Consider the following 16,322-nt stretch of genomic DNA (forward strand, 5'->3'; position numbering starts at 1 on the left):
GCGGGGCCTGACCCGAGGGGACGGGCGCCTGACGCGGACTTTGGGGAGGGCGATCGGTGCATAGCCTGTACCGGGCCCTCATTTCCTCATCGCCGCTAGCAGCTGACTACCGCCTACTGCTCGCTGCCCACTGCCCGCCGCCCGCCGCCCGATGACTGCCGCCTCTGATTTGACGTGGGTTCTCCGGCAACACGCACGCCCGCGGGTTGTTCCGGTTTTCCTAGGACTCACAGGGCCTGCCTTAAGGGCTGCACTCAACAGATGTGCCACCTAGGCTGGAAAACCTAAGCCTTGCTGAACCGGCGAGGAATCGCGGGTTAGGTCCGGCCCCATAGCCAGGAGCACAAAATGTCCAGGAGCACCAAAAGTCTAGGAGCACAAATGTCGAGGAGCGGTAAATGAGGATTGCTGTCACGGGCGGAAGCGGGAAACTGGGCAGAAGCGTGGTTCGGCGGCTCACGCAGGACGGCCACCAGGTGCTCAACATGGACCGAGCCGGCATCCGCGGGAAGGGCTACGTAAGCGTTGATCTGCGCAACTATGGGCAGGTCGTGGATGTCATCCTGGGCTTGGACGACCAGCACCATGGCTTGGACGCAATTGTTCACTTGGCCGCCATCCCCGCTCCGGGTCTCGCCCCCGACGCCGCGATTTTCGAGAACAACATGGTGTCCACGTACAACGTGTTTCAAGCGGCACGAAGGGCAGGCATCAAGAAGGTGGTTTATGCCTCCAGCGAGACAGTCCTGGGGCTCCCTTTCGACATCGCACCTCCCTACATTCCCGTGGATGAGGAGTACGCGGCCCGTCCGGAAAGCACCTACTCACTGGTCAAGCATCTTGAGGAGCAGATGGCCATCCAGCTCACACGATGGGATCCGGAACTGAGCATCACGGCGCTGCGCTTCTCCAACGTCATGGACCCCGAGGACTACGATGCCTTCCCGTCCTTCGACTCTGACGCAAACCTTAGGAAATGGAATCTGTGGGGCTACATTGATGCCCGCGACGGTGCCCTGGCTGTGGTCAGGGCCTTGGAACATGGTGAACCGGGCTTTGAAACTTTCATCATTGCCGCGGCCGATACTGTGATGAGCCGGAGCAGCGCTGATCTGGCTGCGGAAGTATTTCCCGGCGTCGAGGTCCGCAAAGAACTGGGCGAGCACGAAACCATGCTGTCCATTGACAAGGCGCGCAGGCTGCTGAGTTTTGAACCGGAGCACAGCTGGCGCACGTACCACTCCAACCGGACGACCCCCACGGAAGACTGAGCCACCGACGACCGAGCCAGCGAAGAACCGACCCTCCGAAGACTGACGCGGGCTTTAGTTCAGGCTTAACGCGCGACGGCCCACCCCTTAGCTGCAGTTTCCTGCGAGCACTCGTAAAGGGATGGGCCGGCGCAGCTTCGGTTACCGCTAGATCATGGTCATCACCATTGCGGGGTCGGCAAGGATTGCCCCGAGGTCGGCAAGGAATCGCGATCCCTGTTCCCCGTCCACCAGGCGGTGGTCGAAGGACAGGCTAAGTGACATGACCTGCCGGACAGCGAGTTGGTCATTCACCACCCACGGCGCCTTCCGCACAGCACCCAACGCCACAATGGCGGCCTCGCCCGGGTTCAGGATGGGGGTGCCGGCGTCGATTCCGAACACGCCGATGTTGGTGATGGAGATGGTGCCGCCGGACAGCTCCGACGGCGACGTCTTGCCTGCACGCGCGGTATCCGTCAGTTCAGTCAGCGCCGTGGAAAGCTCACGAAGGGTAAGCCGGTCCGCATCCTTGATGTTCGGGACCGTCAGGCCTCGGGGCGTGGCGGCCGCTATGCCCAGGTTGACGTAGTTGAACTGGACAATTTCCTGGCTGGCGTCATCCCACCGCGAGTTCAGCGACGGGTTGTTCCGCAGCGCCACCAGGACCGCCTTGGCCGCAAGGGTCAGCGGAGTGAGCTTGTAGCCTTCGAACGCCTTGTTGCCCTTCAACCTTGCCAGCAACTCCATGGTGGCCGTGACGTCCACCGTGAGGAACTCGGTAACGTGCGGCGCAGTGAAAGCGCTCTGCACCATGGCCGCGGCCGTGAACTTCCGGACTCCCTTTATGGGAGTGCGGGTTTCGCGCTCAGCCCCTGCCTCAGAAACCCGGCCTTCGGCCGGGGCTGCGGCTGCCGTTGCACCGGAGAAGTTCTGAACATCCTCGCGGGTAATGAGCCCGCCCATGCCGGTTCCGGGGACGAGTTTCAGATCAATGCCAAGATCGCGCGCCAGTTTTCTCACCGGCGGGGTTGACCGCGGACGTTCGGAGGTGTCCCCCTCTGCCAGACGAGCCACCGCAGGCTCGATTGGCGCCGGAGCCGCGGGCGGTGCGGAATGCGCGGGCGGTGCGGAATGCGCGGCCAGAACGTGACCGCGGGCACGGCGGGCCGGGCGGCCGCTGTGCTCGACGACGGCGCCATACCCCACCAGGTTCGGCTCACGTTTCGCCGGGGTCCCCACCGCTTCAACGCCGGCGGTTGCCGCCGAACCATTGGCAGATGTTTCGACGGCGACGCTGACTCCAGCGGATGGAGCGCCAGCAGATCCAGCACCAGCAGACCGGTCACCGCTGTCCGGCAAGCTACGCCCGCTGGAGGACCCGGCGTCGTCAACCTCGAACGACACGATGGGCTTGCCAACTTCCACCACAGTGCCGGGCTGCTCATGAAGTTCTGCTACCACTCCCGCGAACGGAGAGGGTAACTCCACAACTGCCTTGGCGGTTTCAACTTCGGCGATGACCTGGTTCAGTGTGACGGTGTCCCCCACCGCTACCTTCCAGCTCAGGATTTCCGATTCGGTCAGGCCCTCGCCAAGGTCCGGCAGCCTGAATTCCTTGATCATGGTGGCGGTCATCCTTCCAGTCCACTCAAAGAGTTGCGCCGACCCAGGGCGCGGTCCACGCCGTCGAGAATCCTGTCCAGATCCGGCAGGTGGTGCATCTCGAGTTTCGAGTAGGGGTACGGAACATCGAAACCGGTGATGCGGACCGGGGCGGACTCCAGATAGTGGAAGCAGCGCTCCGTGATGCTGGCGGCGATCTCGGCGCCCAGGCCACCGGACTGCCCCGCCTCGTGGGTGATCACCAAGCGTCCGGTCTTGCGGACAGAGGCCTCCACTACCGGGTAATCCACGGGGGCCAGCGAGCGCAGATCGATGACTTCCACCGAGATGCCTTCGTCGGCGGCAGCCATGGCAGCATCCTTGGCAGTCTTCACGAGGGGACCGTAGGCCACCAGCGTGACATCCGAGCCGGCGGTCACCACGGCAGCCTTATCCAGGGGAAGGGCAGTGGAGAGGTCAAGGGTCTCGTCCACATCGCCCTTGTCGTGATAGCGGCGCTTAGGCTCGAAGTAGAGCACAGGATCATCGGAGGCAATGGCTTGCTGAATCATCGTGTACGCATCCTGCGGGTTGGAAACCGCCACCACACGCAACCCGGAAGTGTGCGTGAAATACGCTTCGGGTGATTCGGAGTGGTGTTCCGGCGATCCGATTCCGCCACCAAAAGGAACACGAATGGTGATGGGCATCTTCACCCGACCCTGCGTGCGGTAGTGCATCTTGGCTACCTGGCTGACAATCTGGTCGAACGCCGGGTAGATGAAACCATCGAACTGGATCTCGCACACCGGCCGGTAGCCGCGGTAGGCCAAGCCAACCGCGGTGCCGATAATGCCTGACTCGGCCAGAGGGGAATCGATGACCCGGTGCTTCCCGAAATCTTTCTGCAGCCCGTCCGTGACGCGGAAGACGCCACCGAGCGAGCCGATGTCTTCTCCCATGAGGACCACTTTGGGGTCGTTTTCGAGGGACTTCCGGAGACCGGCGTTGATGGCCCGGGCAAAAGTGAGCTTGGACATCAGAGTGCACCTTCCTCGGCGGGCTGGTTGAAGCTGTTCAGGTAGCGCGAATAGTGGTCCCTCTGGCGTTCAATCCAAGGGTTGGGGGTGCTGTAAACGTGGTTGAAAACGTCCAGCGGTTCAGGGTCCGGCATATCAATACAGCTGGATCGCAGTTCCGCGGCCACAGCATCGGCCTTGGACTTCACCCTGGCTTCCACGTCGTCAGTCAGCAAGCCCTTGGCTTCGAGCAGCTTGCGCAGCCTCAGAATGGGGTCCTTGGCGGCCCAGTCCTCCAATTCGATGGGGTCACGGTACCGGGTGGGATCATCGGCGGTAGTGTGCGGACCCATGCGGTATGTCACAGCCTCGATAAATGTAGGTCCGCCACCCTTGCGGGCCCGGTCCAACGCCACACGGGTTGCAGCCATGACAGCCAGCACATCATTGCCATCAACCCTCATACTGGGGATGCCGAAGCCGGTGGGCCTGTCAGCCAACTGGACGTGGGACTGCACGCGGACGGGCTCGGAGATGGCCCAATGGTTGTTCTGGCAGAAGAACACCACGGGAGCCTGGTAGCTCGCTGCGAAGACCATGGCCTCGTTGACGTCGCCTTCACTCGTGGCGCCATCGCCAAAGTAGGCAAGTACCGCGGTATTGGCACCATCCAACTGAACGCCCATGGCATAGCCGGTGGCGTGGAGACTTTGCGAACCAATAATGATCTGGGGCGTCGCTAGGTTGATGCGCATTGGATCCCACCCATAGGAGGCGTTTCCGCGCCATACCCGGGCAATCTCGGACAGGTGGGCGCCACGTACGTAGGCCACCCCGCTTTCGCGGTAGCTGGGGAAAACGAAGTCATCGTCCCGGAGCGAGCGGCTTGAGCCGATCTGCGCTGCTTCCTGACCCAGCAACGGCGGCCACAGTGCGAGCTCTCCCTGACGCTGGAGGGCCGTGGCCTCCGCATCGATACGGCGAATGACTGTCATGTCCTCGTACAAGGAGCACAGGTGTTCGTCGCCAATGTCCTTGACCCAGATATCGAATTCTGGATGGCTGATGCGTTCGCCCTCGGGCGACACCAACTGGAGCAGCTCTCCGCCAGTCCTCAAGGGAATTTGTGCACTATGTTCCGGGCTTGGAGTGTGGTGGTGCACTCCCTTGCCTGCCTGATCCGTCAACACAGGTGATCGCAACCTTCCGGCTCGTTTTTGTCGGCGCTGGCTGGACTTGTGATCCTGCCGCAGACCGGCCCTCCGGCACCTTCGCCGGAGTTAAGTGTGACCCTACTCACAACGGGCATCGGGTACAACTACCCTCGCCGAAGTTGAGCATTATGCCCTGTTTAGAGAAGCTCGGCCGTGCTAATCTTGCGCATTATGCAACCCTTGGATGGCACTGATACCCGTCTCCTTTCGGCCATGGCCAAGGATCCCCGAGGTACTGTAGTGGCCTTGGCGCAGAAGCTGGGCCTGTCCAGGAACACTGTCCAAGCCCGGATGGCACAACTGGAGAAGAAACACGCCTTTCTCTCCTTCGAGCGGCGCATCAATCCCGCGGCGCTGGGGTACCCGCTCACCGCCTTCATTACTGTCCATGTGCAACAACAAAAACTGGCCTCGCTCTCCGAAGACCTCGCAGACATCCCTGAAATCCTTGAAGGCTTCGGCCTGACCGGCTCCGCGGACTTGCTATTGCGCGTGGTTGCCCTGGACGCGGAGGACCTCTACCGCATCAACGGAAAGATCCTCGGCTGTGATGGGGTGGAACGGACAGACACGGCACTGGCTATGCGGGAGATGATCCCGTACCGGGTGCAACCGCTGCTGGGGAGACGCTCCGGCGAATGAAAATGACTCTTCACCTGCCGTAATGGGCGGTGCATCACTTGCCCGCAGAACCGGCATGCGATTTGATGCAAGTGGACGCATCGGGGGCCGGCCAGAGGTCCCCGGCCAGGTGGTGGCGCTGCCGAAGGCTACCGAAAGGGGCACTACCGTGAGCAACCCGCAACAACCCAACCAACCCGAGCCGAACAACCATGGCCAGAACCCGCCGCCGGTTCCCCCTGGCCCCGGGTATCCCCCGCAGACAGGCGGCCCGTATCCCCCACAGCCCGGGGCGTCGCCGCAGTGGCAACAGCCGCCGTCGTCCGCTTCTCCCCAAGGCGGCCCCCACTACGCTGCACCCGGCCACGAACCGTACGCCCAAAACCCCTACCCCCAGGGACAGAATGCGTATACCCAAGGCCAAACCCAGCCCGGGCAGTACCAACCCGGCCCGTACGGTCAGCAGCCCCCGAAGAAGAGCCGGAAAGTATTGTGGATTGTCCTCGGCATCGTCGCGGGAGTGATCGTCCTGGCAGTGGTGGGTGTACTGCTGTTGGTCAACCTGGTAGGGAATGCGACGTCCAAAGCCAGATCACTGGCGGACGAGTTCACTAATCTGGTGGTCTCGGGCCAAACAGAGCAGGCCTATGACACCTACCTGAGCCAGCCCTTGAAAGACGAGCTGGACAAGCAGTCCTTCCTAGACGGCATCGAAAGCCTGAACCTGGATAGCTCGTGCAAGCCGAACTACAACTCAGTCAACGTGAACTCGGAAAACGGAAACAACAAAGCCAACCTCGGGGGCACGTTGCAATGCGACGGCAAGACAATCGACCTCCAGTACGTTTTCGAAGGCACCGACGACCTCAAAATGACCAGCATCCGCCTCCGCCCCTGAACGTCCGGGAATTTATCCGGTCCACCACCCATCCGCCTGCGCATATGGTCCGAATCACTGCTTGAGAGCCCCAACCGGGGCTCAGCAGGACGGCCGGATTTTCCGGCCATCACCGGAAGGTTCGGACCATGCGTACTTCGCCCAATCGCCTGATCGCCACCATCTTCGGAGCCGTCTACCTCCTGGTAGGCGTCCTCGGATTCTTTGTCACCTCGGGAATCGGCTTCTTCGCCACTGAGGGCGCCAACCTGATCATCTTCGCCGTCAACCCGCTTCACAACATCATCCACCTGGCCATCGGCGCCGCACTGCTCTACGCCGGAATGAACAGCGTCACGCTGTCCAAGGGCGTCAATACTGCCGTGGGTGGCGTCTACCTCCTGGTGGGCATCCTTGGACTCTTCCTGGTGGGTTCCTCGCTGAACATCATTGCTCTCAACGGTGCGGACAACGTCCTGCACCTTGCCAGCGCCGTAGTCCTGTTGGGCGTTGCCCTGTCGCAGGACAAGGCCGCCGTAGCGTCCGCCCGCGCCTGATCAGCTTCTGAATCGTCTGAACATCATCTGATCACCGCTTGTTAAGCGAGAGGACTGCACAGCCATGGAACGCAAAAATCACCCCACGCTCAGCGCAGCGACCCTGCTGTTCGTGTACTTCGCAGCAATGGCCGCCGGGATGGTGGAGCTTTCCCTGGCAGCCGGATATCTCACCGGAACTGAAGCGGTGACACCCGGCCTGATTGTTGCCGGCGTGGCAACCCTCACAGGCGGCCTGGCATTTTTGGCTTGGTCCCTGTGGGGGCTGCACCGCAACACCTTGGTCCTTGCCCGCTATGCACTTCCTGTCCTCGCCCTGACTGCTGCTGCACACCTTGCAGTGACGGTGGCCGGGGTCAGCACCCAGCGCTCACTGAATGTGAGTCACTTTGCCGCTCTCGGCCTGACGCTCATGGCAGTTGCCGGGGCCGGCTGGCTGAGGCGGCAGCACAAGACCAACGACGGCGGCGCCCACGGCCAGCCAAGGACCGGGCGGCTTCTGGCAGCCGCGTTCGGAGCCGCCGTCGTTGTTGCCTCGGTAGCAACACCGGGCCTGGCCGCCTCGATGGCAGGGCAGCATGCTGTCCCGCACGGGGAGCACGGCCAGTCGCCCCACGAAGAAAACGGCCAGGGCTCCAATCCCGCCCTGGAACCGGGTCACCACCACTAGCTGGCAGTGACCGAACCGGCGCACCATCAACACTGCCCACTGTTGATGGTGCGCCTTGTTCGTGGATCATGGAGCCATGGATCCCCTTGAGGCGCTCGACGAAATCTCTTTCTGGCTTGAACGAAGCCAAGCCCCCACTTTCAAGGTCCAGGCGTTTCGGAAAGCAGCCGACGCCGCACGGCAGCTTTCGCCCGAGGACTTAAGGAAACTCGTGGGCTCAGGACGCATCACCAGTCTCAAAGGCGTAGGCAACCGCAGCGCCGAAGTCATCACCCAGGCCTTGGAAGGCCGGGTTCCCGACTATCTGGCTGATTTACGTGAGCGCGGCACTGAAGCGCTGGCCGCCGGAGGTGACACGCTGCGGGCAGCACTACGCGGGGACCTGCACAGCCACAGCAATTGGTCCGACGGCGGCTCCCCCATCGAAGCCATGGTTGCCGCCGCGCGCACCCTCGGACGCGAGTACCTGGCCCTGACTGATCACTCCCCCAACCTCACTATCGCCAATGGCCTCAGCGTGGAACGGCTGGAGAAGCAATTAAATGTGGTGGACGGCATCAATGCCTCCCAGGATGGCTTCCGATTGCTCAAAGGAATTGAAGTGGACATCCTTGAAGACGGAACCCTGGACCAGACCCCGGACATGTTGGACCGTCTGGACGTGGTGGTGGCCAGCGTTCACTCAAAACTCCGATCAGACAAAAAGACCATGACCACACGAATGTTGGGTGGCATCAGTGATCCGCACACCAATGTGCTGGGGCATTGCACGGGCCGTCTGGTCCAAGGCTCACGGGGCACCCGGCCCGAATCCGAATTCGATGCCCCCAGAATCTTCAAGGAATGCGCGGAGTGGGGTGTCGCCGTCGAAATTAACTCCAGGCCCGAGCGCCAGGACCCACCGGACAACCTCATCACCATGGCCTTGGATGCCGGCTGCCTGTTCAGCATCGACAGCGACGCTCATGCACCCGGCCAGCTCGATTTCCTCCAGTACGGGGCGGAGCGGGCCGAAGCCATGGGTGTGCCCAAGGAACGGATCGTCACCACCTGGCCGCTGGAGCAATTGAAGGAATGGCTGAGCCTGAAAAAGTAGGTCTTCGGCCCACAACAAAGGGCTCCCCTGCAATGCTTTGCAGAGGAGCCCTTCGTGTGATGGCGTTTTCGTGACGAGGCTAGTGGTCTACCGCCTTCTCAGCTCCAATGCCGGTCAGTGAGCGCACTTCCATCTCCGCCTGCTTGGCGGGATCTTCGCGCCGCTTGTCCAGGACCGTTCCGAGCCAGCCGAGGAAGAAGGCCAGCGGGATGGACACAATGCCTGGGTTGCTCAACGGGAAGAGGGCGAAGTTCGCTCCCGGGATCATGGAGGTCTTGGCACCGGAAACCACAGGTGAGAACGTGATCAGCAAGATGGCAGCAGCAAGGCCGCCGTACATGCTCCACACCGCGCCCTGGGTGGTGAACTTCCTCCAGAACAGGGAGTAGACAATGGTGGGCAGGTTGGCCGATGCTGCTACCGCGAAGGCCAGGGCCACCAGGAAAGCCACATTCTGACCGTTGGCGAAGATTCCTCCCAGAATGGCAAGTACCCCAATCACCACCACGGTGCGTCGGGCTACCTTGACCTCAGTAACCGCGTCGGCTTTGCCCTTGGCAATGACATTTGCGTAGATGTCGTGTGCGAAGGATGCCGCCGCAGTGATAGTCAGGCCGGCCACCACCGCCAGGATGGTGGCGAAGGCGACTGCGGAAATGAAGCCCAGGAGCAGCGGGCCACCCAAGTGGAAGGCCAGCAGGGGTGCTGCGGAGTTGACGCCGCCGGGTGCGGACTTGATGGTTTCTGCACCTACCAGGGCTGCGGCACCGTAGCCCAGTACCAGGGTGAACAAGTAGAAGAGGCCGATCAGCCAAATGGCCCAGACCACGGACTTGCGGGCTTCCTTGGCGGTGGGGACGGTGTAGAAGCGCATCAGCACGTGCGGGAGCGCCGCCGTTCCCAGGACCAGGGCGAGGCCAAGTGACATGAAGTCGAGCTTGGACGTTTCGGTCTTGCCGTACTGCAGTCCCGGGTTCAGGATGGCCGGGTTGTTGGCGGCCTCGGCTGCAGAGCCAAGCAGGCTGGACAGGTTGAAGCCGTAGATGGCGAGCACCATGGCCGTCATGACTGCGGCACCGGCGATCAGCAGGATTGCCTTGATGATCTGTACCCAGGTGGTGCCCTTCATGCCGCCAATCAGAACGTACATGATCATCAGGGCGCCGACGACCATGATCACCAGGGCTTGTCCGCCCCAGTCGCTGATGCCCAGCAGGAGCGAAATTAGGCTGCCCGCGCCCGCCATTTGGGCGAGGAGATAGAAGAAGCAAACCGCCAGCGTGGACAGTGCTGCCGCAATGCGCACAGGGCGCTGGCGGAGCCGGAAGGACAGCACATCGGCCATGGTGAACTTGCCGGTGTTGCGGAGCAGTTCAGCCACCAGCAGCAGCGCGACGAGCCAAGCAACCAGAAAGCCTATGGAGTAAAGGAAACCGTCGTAGCCGTTGATGGCAATGGCGCCGGTGATACCTAGGAACGAGGCGGCGGAGAGGTAGTCGCCGGCAATTGCCGTGCCGTTTTGGGAGCCGGTGAATGAGCGCCCGGCAGCGTAGTAGTCCGCCGCGGTTTTATTGTTCCGGCTGGCTCGGAAGACGATCACCATGGTGACCGCCACGAACAGGGCGAAAATGCCCATATTCAACAGGGTGGTGTCTTTGAGGGCTTCGACGTTCACTGCCGCCGGGACCATGGTGTTCATTTGGTTACCCCGCTGTTCACATTGCCGTCCTTATCGAATTCGTGGCCCTCGATCTCGTTGCGGATTTCAGCAGCGATGGGGTCCAGCTTCCTGTTGGAGTAACTCACGTACCAAGCCGTAATGCCGAAGGTGGTGGCGAACTGCAGCAGGCCCAGAATCAGGCCGACGTTGATATTGCCCCAAACTTTGATGGACATGAAGTCCACTGCGTAGGCGGCCAAGAGAACGTAAGCGAAATACCAAAGCAGGAATACAACTGCCATCGGGAAGACAAAGCTCCGGTGCCGCTTGCGCAGTGTCTTGAACCGTTCCGTCTGCTGGACTTCCTGGAAGTCCACGGACGCTGTTGCGTCCTGGGGTTGGGCCTCATTACCCATGGTTCCTCCTGATTGTGATGTGTCCACATCAGCTCCACGCGCCTTGCCAATGTGACTGCAATCACTATCGAACGCGGTGCTGTACCTGATCCAGAGGATCGCCGACCGCCGTCGCTCAGCGGTTATGATGCTGCGCCAAACGGCACCCGGGAGTGACCAACCGGGGCAACCGGCCGGCCGCGGAGGCGCATCCGGCTACGCTGGCCTCATGCCTGATTCCCCGCTCTTCACCGCAGCCGCGATCGCCGTGATCGCCCTGGCAGTCGCCGTCGTGGTGGGCGTTGGCCTCAAGGTGATCCGTTCCTTCAGGGATCTGGGCACGGACGCCGAGCGCGCAACCTACACCACACTCCATGCAGCTTCCCGGGCCGGGCAGCACCTTCGCGGCGGCCTCCACCCCGCCGGAGCAGCCAAGGCGAGCAAGCAACTGCGGGTCCTTCTGGGCTGCGACGCGTTGGCCATCACGGACACGGACTCAGTGCTCGCCTGGGACGGCGCCGCCGAGGAACTCCGGCCCACACTGATGCGGCTCGCGGCGGAAGTTCTGACCACGGGGCGCACGGTAGTGGTTCCCCGGGCCGGTTACCCTGCCACCTCCGACCATGGACACCACGACTTCAGCGCTGTGATCGCACCCATCCGGGCCGGATCCAAGGTGGTTGGCTCCGTGGCCGCACTGGCCCCTGCGGCGGGGGCCGGGCTGGTGAGGGCCACCAGCGAAGTGGCCGACTGGATTGCCGCGCAGTTGGAGCTGGCAGAGCTGGAATCTTCGCGCACCCTCCTCATGGAAGCCGAGGTCCGGGCACTTCGGGCGCAGATCAGTCCGCACTTCATCTACAACTCGTTGAACGCCATAGCCTCTTTCATCAACACCGATCCAGCAAGGGCCAGGGAACTCGTGGTGGAGTTCGCCGATTTCACCCGGTACTCGTTCCGGCGGCACGGGGACTTCACCACCGTAGCGGAGGAACTACGCTGCATAGATCGCTACCTGCTGTTGGAACGGGCCAGGTTTGGCGAGCGCGTTCAAGTGAGCCTTCGGATCGCTCCCGAAGTCCTCAGCACCGTCATCCCGTTCCTCAGCCTCCAACCCCTGGTGGAAAACGCCGTCCGGCACGGCTTGGAGGCCAAGGAAGGGCCGGGACACATCACCATTTGCGCGAATGACTCCGGCGCGTTCGCCGAAGTGACCATCGAAGACGACGGCGTGGGCATGGACCCGGAACATCTGCGGTCAGTGCTCGCCGGACATACAGACGGTGACCACGTGGGACTCCGCAATGTGGACGCCCGCCTCAGGCAGGTCTACGGCGACGAGCACGGGCTTGTCATCGACACGGCGCCGGGCGAAGGCACCATGATCACAATGCGGGTGCCCAAATCCCAGCCCGACCACGACGCCTGACGCTGCGGTTAGTCTTTAAACATGATCAACGTGCTCGTCGCCGATGACGAACTACCCGCAGTGGAAGAGCTCGCCTTCCTGCTGGGCCGGGATGACCGCATCGGCGTCATCCACCGTGCATCATCCGGCGCCCAGGCGCTGCGGACCCTGGAAACAGAGTCCGTGGATGCTGTCTTCCTCGATATCCACATGCCCGCGCTCTCAGGCCTGGACATCGCACGCGTCATTTCCCGCAGCGCCCGCCCGCCCGCCGTCGTATTCGTCACCGCAGATGAAGACTGCGCGCTCGAAGCGTTCGACCTCGCCGCCGTCGACTACCTGCTGAAGCCGCTCCGGGCGGAACGGCTTTCGCGTTCCGTGGACAGGATCAGCGATCTCATCAAGGATGGAACTCCAGCGCCGGAAATGATCACGGTGGACCTCGGCAGCACCACCCGCATGATCCGCCGCGACGACGTCACCTACGTGCAGGCCCAAGGGGACTACGCAAGACTGCACACCGCCGAAGCCAGTTACCTGATCCGGGTTCCCCTCAGCGATCTCGAACAAAAATGGGCGGGAGCCGGGTTCATCCGGATCCATCGCTCCTATCTCATCGCCCTGAACCACGTACAGCACCTCAAGCTGTCCGCCACAGGGCCGAGCGTCGCGGTGGCCGGCGCTGAACTGCCCATCAGTCGCAGGCACCTGCCCTCGGTCAGGGAAAAGCTGCACTCCACCCGCATCCGGCCGCAAGGATGACACGCGTCCGTGTCACGGCGCCACGGCAGTCGGCCACAGCTGCGCCGGGCAGGTCGCCCTATCCCCGGGAGGACAGCGAAGACTCCGACGCCGGACGTCTTTTCATCCGCTCCCTGATCCGGTCCCAACTACGGTTGGCCCTGGTGGTGGCCTGCGGGTTCCTGATTATCCTCGCCGTGCTCGCACTCTTTCTGGTCTACGGCCCCGGGGTGGCGGAGACAAGAATCGCAGGGATTCCCTTGGATTGGCTGGTACTGGGCGCCGGCATCTACCCTGTGATCGGGCTCAGCGCCTGGCTTTACAATCGTGCAGCAGCCCGCAACGAGGCACGCTACAGGGACCTTGTGGAGGACAAGTGAACCCAGCCGTTGGCCTCTTCGCTTTCCTCGCCGTTTCCATCGCGACGGCCGCCATTGGCTTCTACGGCCTGCGCATTTCACGGACCACCGGCGATTTCTATGTGGCCTCACGAACCGTTCCGCCCTGGTGGAACGCTTCTGCAATCGGCGGCGAATATCTCTCAGCCGCCAGCTTCCTGGGCGTCGCCGGGCTGATCCTGCTTTCAGGAACCGACGCACTCTGGTTCCCTGTTGGATACACGGCCGGCTACCTGATGCTGCTACTCTTCGTGGCCGCTCCCCTGCGTCGCTCCGGCGCCTACACCATTCCGGATTTCACCGAAGCACGGTTGGACTCACAGCTGGTCCGCCGGGTGACCAGCCTGATGGTGGTGGCCGTCGGCTGGCTATACATCGTGCCGCAACTCCACGGCGCCGCGCTCGCTATCCGGATCACCACCGGCCTGCCGTCCTGGGTCGGTTCGACGGCGGTAGTGGTGGTGGTGTGCTTGACGGTGGCTGCCGGTGGCATGCGCTCGATCACTTTCGTTCAGGCTTTCCAGTACTGGCTGAAACTGACTGCGCTGGCGGTGCCCGTCATGTTCGTCCTACTGGTGCTGGCAGGTAACGGCACGCAACCACAAGCACTCCTGCCCGTCAATCCCACCGGCCAAGGGGCTGCCGGGGCGTACCAGCACATATCACTTCTGGTGGCGCTACTCTTCGGAACCCTGGGCCTCCCCCACGTCCTGGTGAGGTTCTACACCAACCCGGACGGCCAATCGGCCCGCCGGACAACCCTCATTGTGCTGGGGCTGCTCTCCGTCTTCTACCTCTTTCCTACCCTGTCCGGGGCCTTGGGCAGGATGTTCGCGCCGGAACTGGCACAGTCCGGGCAAGCCGACGCCCTGGTCTTGTTGCTGCCCGGCAAACTCGTGGGAGGCATGGCCGGTGACCTCCTATCCGCCTTGGTAGTCGCCGGTGCGTTCGCCGCCTTCCTGTCCACGACGTGCGGGCTGGTTGTTTCACTGTCCGGCGTCATCAGCCAGGACCTCTTTGGAGGAAGCGTGAGGGGCTTCCGCCTCGCCGCGGTGCTGGCCGCCGTCGTACCTTTGGGTTTCGCGTTGATGACAGACACTCTTGCGCTGGCAGGAAGCGTTGGCTTGGTCTTTGCTTTCACAGCGTCCACCATCTGCCCGCTGTTGTTGCTGGGGATCTGGTGGCGCGGACTGACCGACGCCGGCGCCATCGCGGGCATGCTGACAGGGGCGCTCCTTTGCGGGGGCGCCATGGTGGTGGGCACCCTCATGGGCCCCGGGAATGCGCCGGCTTGGTTGGCTCAGCCTGCGGCGTGGAGCGTGCCTGCGGCCTTCGCGGTGACCGTGACGGTATCGATCATCACCAAGAACCGTGTTCCGGCCTCAGTGAACCGGGTGATGTCGCGGCTGCATGTGCCGGAGAGGCCCGTAGCGACCGAAAGGTAGCGGCGTCAAGCCGTTGTCCGCTGCCCCCGCAGGGTGGACAATGGCGCCATGTCCGAGGAACCGGGCGCCGCCGGTCCAGAACCGCCGCCCACACCGGAGTTATCTCCCAGCGTTCGCGCGCAGTTGTTGGCCACGGAACACTGGAGCCTGCTGGCATCAAGGAGCACCACCCAAGGTGAAGTCCTCACCCGCATCAGCATGTTCCTGACTTTCACCTCGGCAAGCCTGCTCAGTGTGGCACTGGTGGGCAATGCCACCCAGTTTTCAGACGCATTCAGGGCCTTCGCGCTGACCATCCTGTGCATCGACGTCATGGTCGGTTTTCTGACTCAGGTTCGCGTACTGAACGTCGGCATGGAAGACCTGATGTATGTGATCGCCATGAACAGGCTGCGGGCTGCGTATGTGGAACTCGATCCGGGGATGGCCCGCTATCTTATGGCGGCGTACCACGACGATTTGGCCGGCTCCGACCAGACCTACTACTTTCTGGGCCCGCGGAGCTCGTTGAGCCAACTGGCCGGCAGCAGCATGATCTTCATGATCACAGCCAACTCGGCCTTGATGGCGTTGTGGTCGGGGTCCGCGCTCCTGGCAATGGGACTCCCCATACCAGTCTTCGTCTCAATCGCGGTCTTTGTAGCCTTGGCCTTCTTCACCGGGTCCATGCTTGTGGGCAAGCGCGCCTACGACCAGGCTTACAAGAACAACCCGCCAATCTCGCCGACTCCCCGCAAGGCCTAAACCAACCCCGTGTTACTGATCAGTCGATGGCCGCCATGAGCTCCACAACCCGGGCGAGAAAAGCGTCCACCTGGGCTTCCTCGTACCCCTCGGCACCCTTGGCTGCCCGGAAAACAGCCCGGCGCACAGTGTCTACGCTCAGGGCCTGATCGTGTTCCAGGTACCCGATGAGCTCGGCGCACAGGGCATCGACATCCTCGACGTTGTAGCTGCGGGTCCGCTTCCCCGACGGGCGACGGAACCGCTCGCCGTCGGGCCTGTGAAGCCTGCCGCGGAGAATGCCGGAGAGTTTGCCGATCTGCCGCAGCCAGGCTTCTTCGCCCTGCTGGCTGATGAGGTCGTCCCTCTCCCTGCGCGCAAACGCGTCCTCCAACCGGTCCAGTGCGGCATCGACGCTGTTGGCATCGTAGCCGCCCTTGACGGGATCAAAAGCCACGGCCCTGACGTCCACGCTGGCCACTTGGTCCGCCGTGCCTACCGGGTTCTCAAACGATGTCCGGGCGCGCTGGAGGAACTGGTCCACCTGTTTGGCGTTATAGCCGTACTTGCTGCGCTCCACGCGCTCAAACGTTGCGGGGATCTGGCGTCGAATATCCAAGGCCACTAGTTTTCCTTCATTGGGTTG

Annotated in this window: 17 protein-coding genes; 11 read left to right on the forward strand and 6 right to left on the reverse strand. The window is 62.6% G+C overall.

Annotated elements, in window-relative coordinates; translation table 11 throughout:
- The first annotated feature begins 398 nt into the window (after positions 1-398).
- Entirely contained in the window at positions 399-1,271 is an 873-nt protein-coding gene (locus tag EU811_RS18065) for an NAD-dependent epimerase/dehydratase family protein (protein ID WP_142939698.1), read from the forward strand.
- 147 nt (positions 1,272-1,418) lie between these two features.
- Here the strand turns inward: EU811_RS18065 and EU811_RS18070 are convergent, their stop codons facing one another.
- The 3 genes from EU811_RS18070 to pdhA are packed head-to-tail and all read right to left on the reverse strand — an operon-like array spanning position 1,419 to position 5,064.
- Positions 1,419-2,888, reverse strand: a complete 1,470-nt coding sequence (locus EU811_RS18070) for a dihydrolipoamide acetyltransferase family protein (protein WP_142939699.1) — start codon at positions 2,886-2,888, stop codon at positions 1,419-1,421.
- Positions 2,885-3,895, reverse strand: coding sequence for an alpha-ketoacid dehydrogenase subunit beta (locus tag EU811_RS18075; RefSeq protein ID WP_024820294.1), 1,011 nt, complete (start codon positions 3,893-3,895; stop codon positions 2,885-2,887). The genes EU811_RS18070 and EU811_RS18075 overlap by 4 nt, the downstream gene beginning before the upstream one ends.
- Positions 3,895-5,064, reverse strand: coding sequence for a pyruvate dehydrogenase (acetyl-transferring) E1 component subunit alpha (gene pdhA, locus EU811_RS18080; protein ID WP_142939700.1), 1,170 nt, complete (start codon positions 5,062-5,064; stop codon positions 3,895-3,897). Before pdhA ends, EU811_RS18075 begins: the two co-directional genes overlap by 1 nt.
- Before the next feature lie 195 nt (positions 5,065-5,259).
- Between pdhA and EU811_RS18085 the strand changes: the two genes are divergently transcribed.
- From EU811_RS18085 to EU811_RS18105, 5 genes are all read left to right on the forward strand, one after another.
- Positions 5,260-5,730 (forward strand): Lrp/AsnC family transcriptional regulator, encoded by a 471-nt coding sequence (locus EU811_RS18085; RefSeq protein WP_024820292.1) that lies wholly within the window; start codon positions 5,260-5,262, stop codon positions 5,728-5,730.
- A gap of 148 nt (positions 5,731-5,878) precedes the next feature.
- Entirely contained in the window at positions 5,879-6,607 is a 729-nt protein-coding gene (locus EU811_RS23815) for a hypothetical protein (protein ID WP_238703456.1), read from the forward strand.
- A 128-nt stretch (positions 6,608-6,735) separates the two neighbouring features.
- Positions 6,736-7,143 (forward strand): DUF4383 domain-containing protein, encoded by a 408-nt coding sequence (locus tag EU811_RS18095; RefSeq protein WP_062067466.1) that lies wholly within the window; start codon positions 6,736-6,738, stop codon positions 7,141-7,143.
- A 64-nt stretch (positions 7,144-7,207) separates the two neighbouring features.
- Complete coding sequence (locus EU811_RS18100) at positions 7,208-7,813, forward strand: hypothetical protein (RefSeq protein WP_142939701.1); 606 nt, start codon at positions 7,208-7,210, stop codon at positions 7,811-7,813.
- A gap of 76 nt (positions 7,814-7,889) precedes the next feature.
- Positions 7,890-8,909, forward strand: a complete 1,020-nt coding sequence (locus tag EU811_RS18105) for a PHP domain-containing protein (protein ID WP_142939702.1) — start codon at positions 7,890-7,892, stop codon at positions 8,907-8,909.
- A 79-nt stretch (positions 8,910-8,988) separates the two neighbouring features.
- Here the strand turns inward: EU811_RS18105 and EU811_RS18110 are convergent, their stop codons facing one another.
- Together EU811_RS18110 and EU811_RS18115 are read right to left on the reverse strand one after the other, a co-directional pair.
- Complete coding sequence (locus EU811_RS18110) at positions 8,989-10,608, reverse strand: solute symporter family protein (protein WP_142939703.1); 1,620 nt, start codon at positions 10,606-10,608, stop codon at positions 8,989-8,991.
- On the reverse strand, positions 10,605-10,985 hold the full coding sequence (locus EU811_RS18115; RefSeq protein WP_142939704.1) for a DUF485 domain-containing protein: 381 nt from the start codon (positions 10,983-10,985) through the stop codon (positions 10,605-10,607). The genes EU811_RS18110 and EU811_RS18115 overlap by 4 nt, the downstream gene beginning before the upstream one ends.
- Positions 10,986-11,193: 208 nt before the next feature.
- Between EU811_RS18115 and EU811_RS18120 the strand changes: the two genes are divergently transcribed.
- From EU811_RS18120 to EU811_RS18140, 5 genes are read left to right on the forward strand one after another with little or no spacing between them, the layout of a single operon-like run.
- Positions 11,194-12,390 carry a sensor histidine kinase gene (locus tag EU811_RS18120; protein ID WP_142939705.1) on the forward strand — a complete coding sequence of 399 codons (1,197 nt, stop codon included), beginning with the start codon at positions 11,194-11,196 and terminating at the stop codon, positions 12,388-12,390.
- Positions 12,391-12,411: 21 nt separating this feature from the next.
- On the forward strand, positions 12,412-13,131 hold the full coding sequence (locus EU811_RS18125; protein WP_142939706.1) for a LytR/AlgR family response regulator transcription factor: 720 nt from the start codon (positions 12,412-12,414) through the stop codon (positions 13,129-13,131).
- Positions 13,128-13,490 carry a hypothetical protein gene (locus EU811_RS18130; protein ID WP_142939707.1) on the forward strand — a complete coding sequence of 121 codons (363 nt, stop codon included), beginning with the start codon at positions 13,128-13,130 and terminating at the stop codon, positions 13,488-13,490. Before EU811_RS18125 ends, EU811_RS18130 begins: the two co-directional genes overlap by 4 nt.
- Positions 13,487-14,953 (forward strand): sodium/solute symporter, encoded by a 1,467-nt coding sequence (locus tag EU811_RS18135; RefSeq protein WP_142939708.1) that lies wholly within the window; start codon positions 13,487-13,489, stop codon positions 14,951-14,953. Before EU811_RS18130 ends, EU811_RS18135 begins: the two co-directional genes overlap by 4 nt.
- Positions 14,954-15,001: 48 nt before the next feature.
- On the forward strand, positions 15,002-15,697 hold the full coding sequence (locus EU811_RS18140) for a hypothetical protein (RefSeq protein WP_142939709.1): 696 nt from the start codon (positions 15,002-15,004) through the stop codon (positions 15,695-15,697).
- Positions 15,698-15,716: 19 nt separating this feature from the next.
- On the opposite strand, the gene EU811_RS18145 is transcribed toward EU811_RS18140, so the two are convergent.
- Positions 15,717-16,301 carry a DivIVA domain-containing protein gene (locus EU811_RS18145; RefSeq protein WP_142939710.1) on the reverse strand — a complete coding sequence of 195 codons (585 nt, stop codon included), beginning with the start codon at positions 16,299-16,301 and terminating at the stop codon, positions 15,717-15,719.
- Positions 16,302-16,322 lie beyond the last annotated feature (21 nt).

This window comes from Arthrobacter sp. TS-15 (genome assembly GCF_006964045.1).
Taxonomy (GTDB): domain Bacteria; phylum Actinomycetota; class Actinomycetes; order Actinomycetales; family Micrococcaceae; genus Arthrobacter.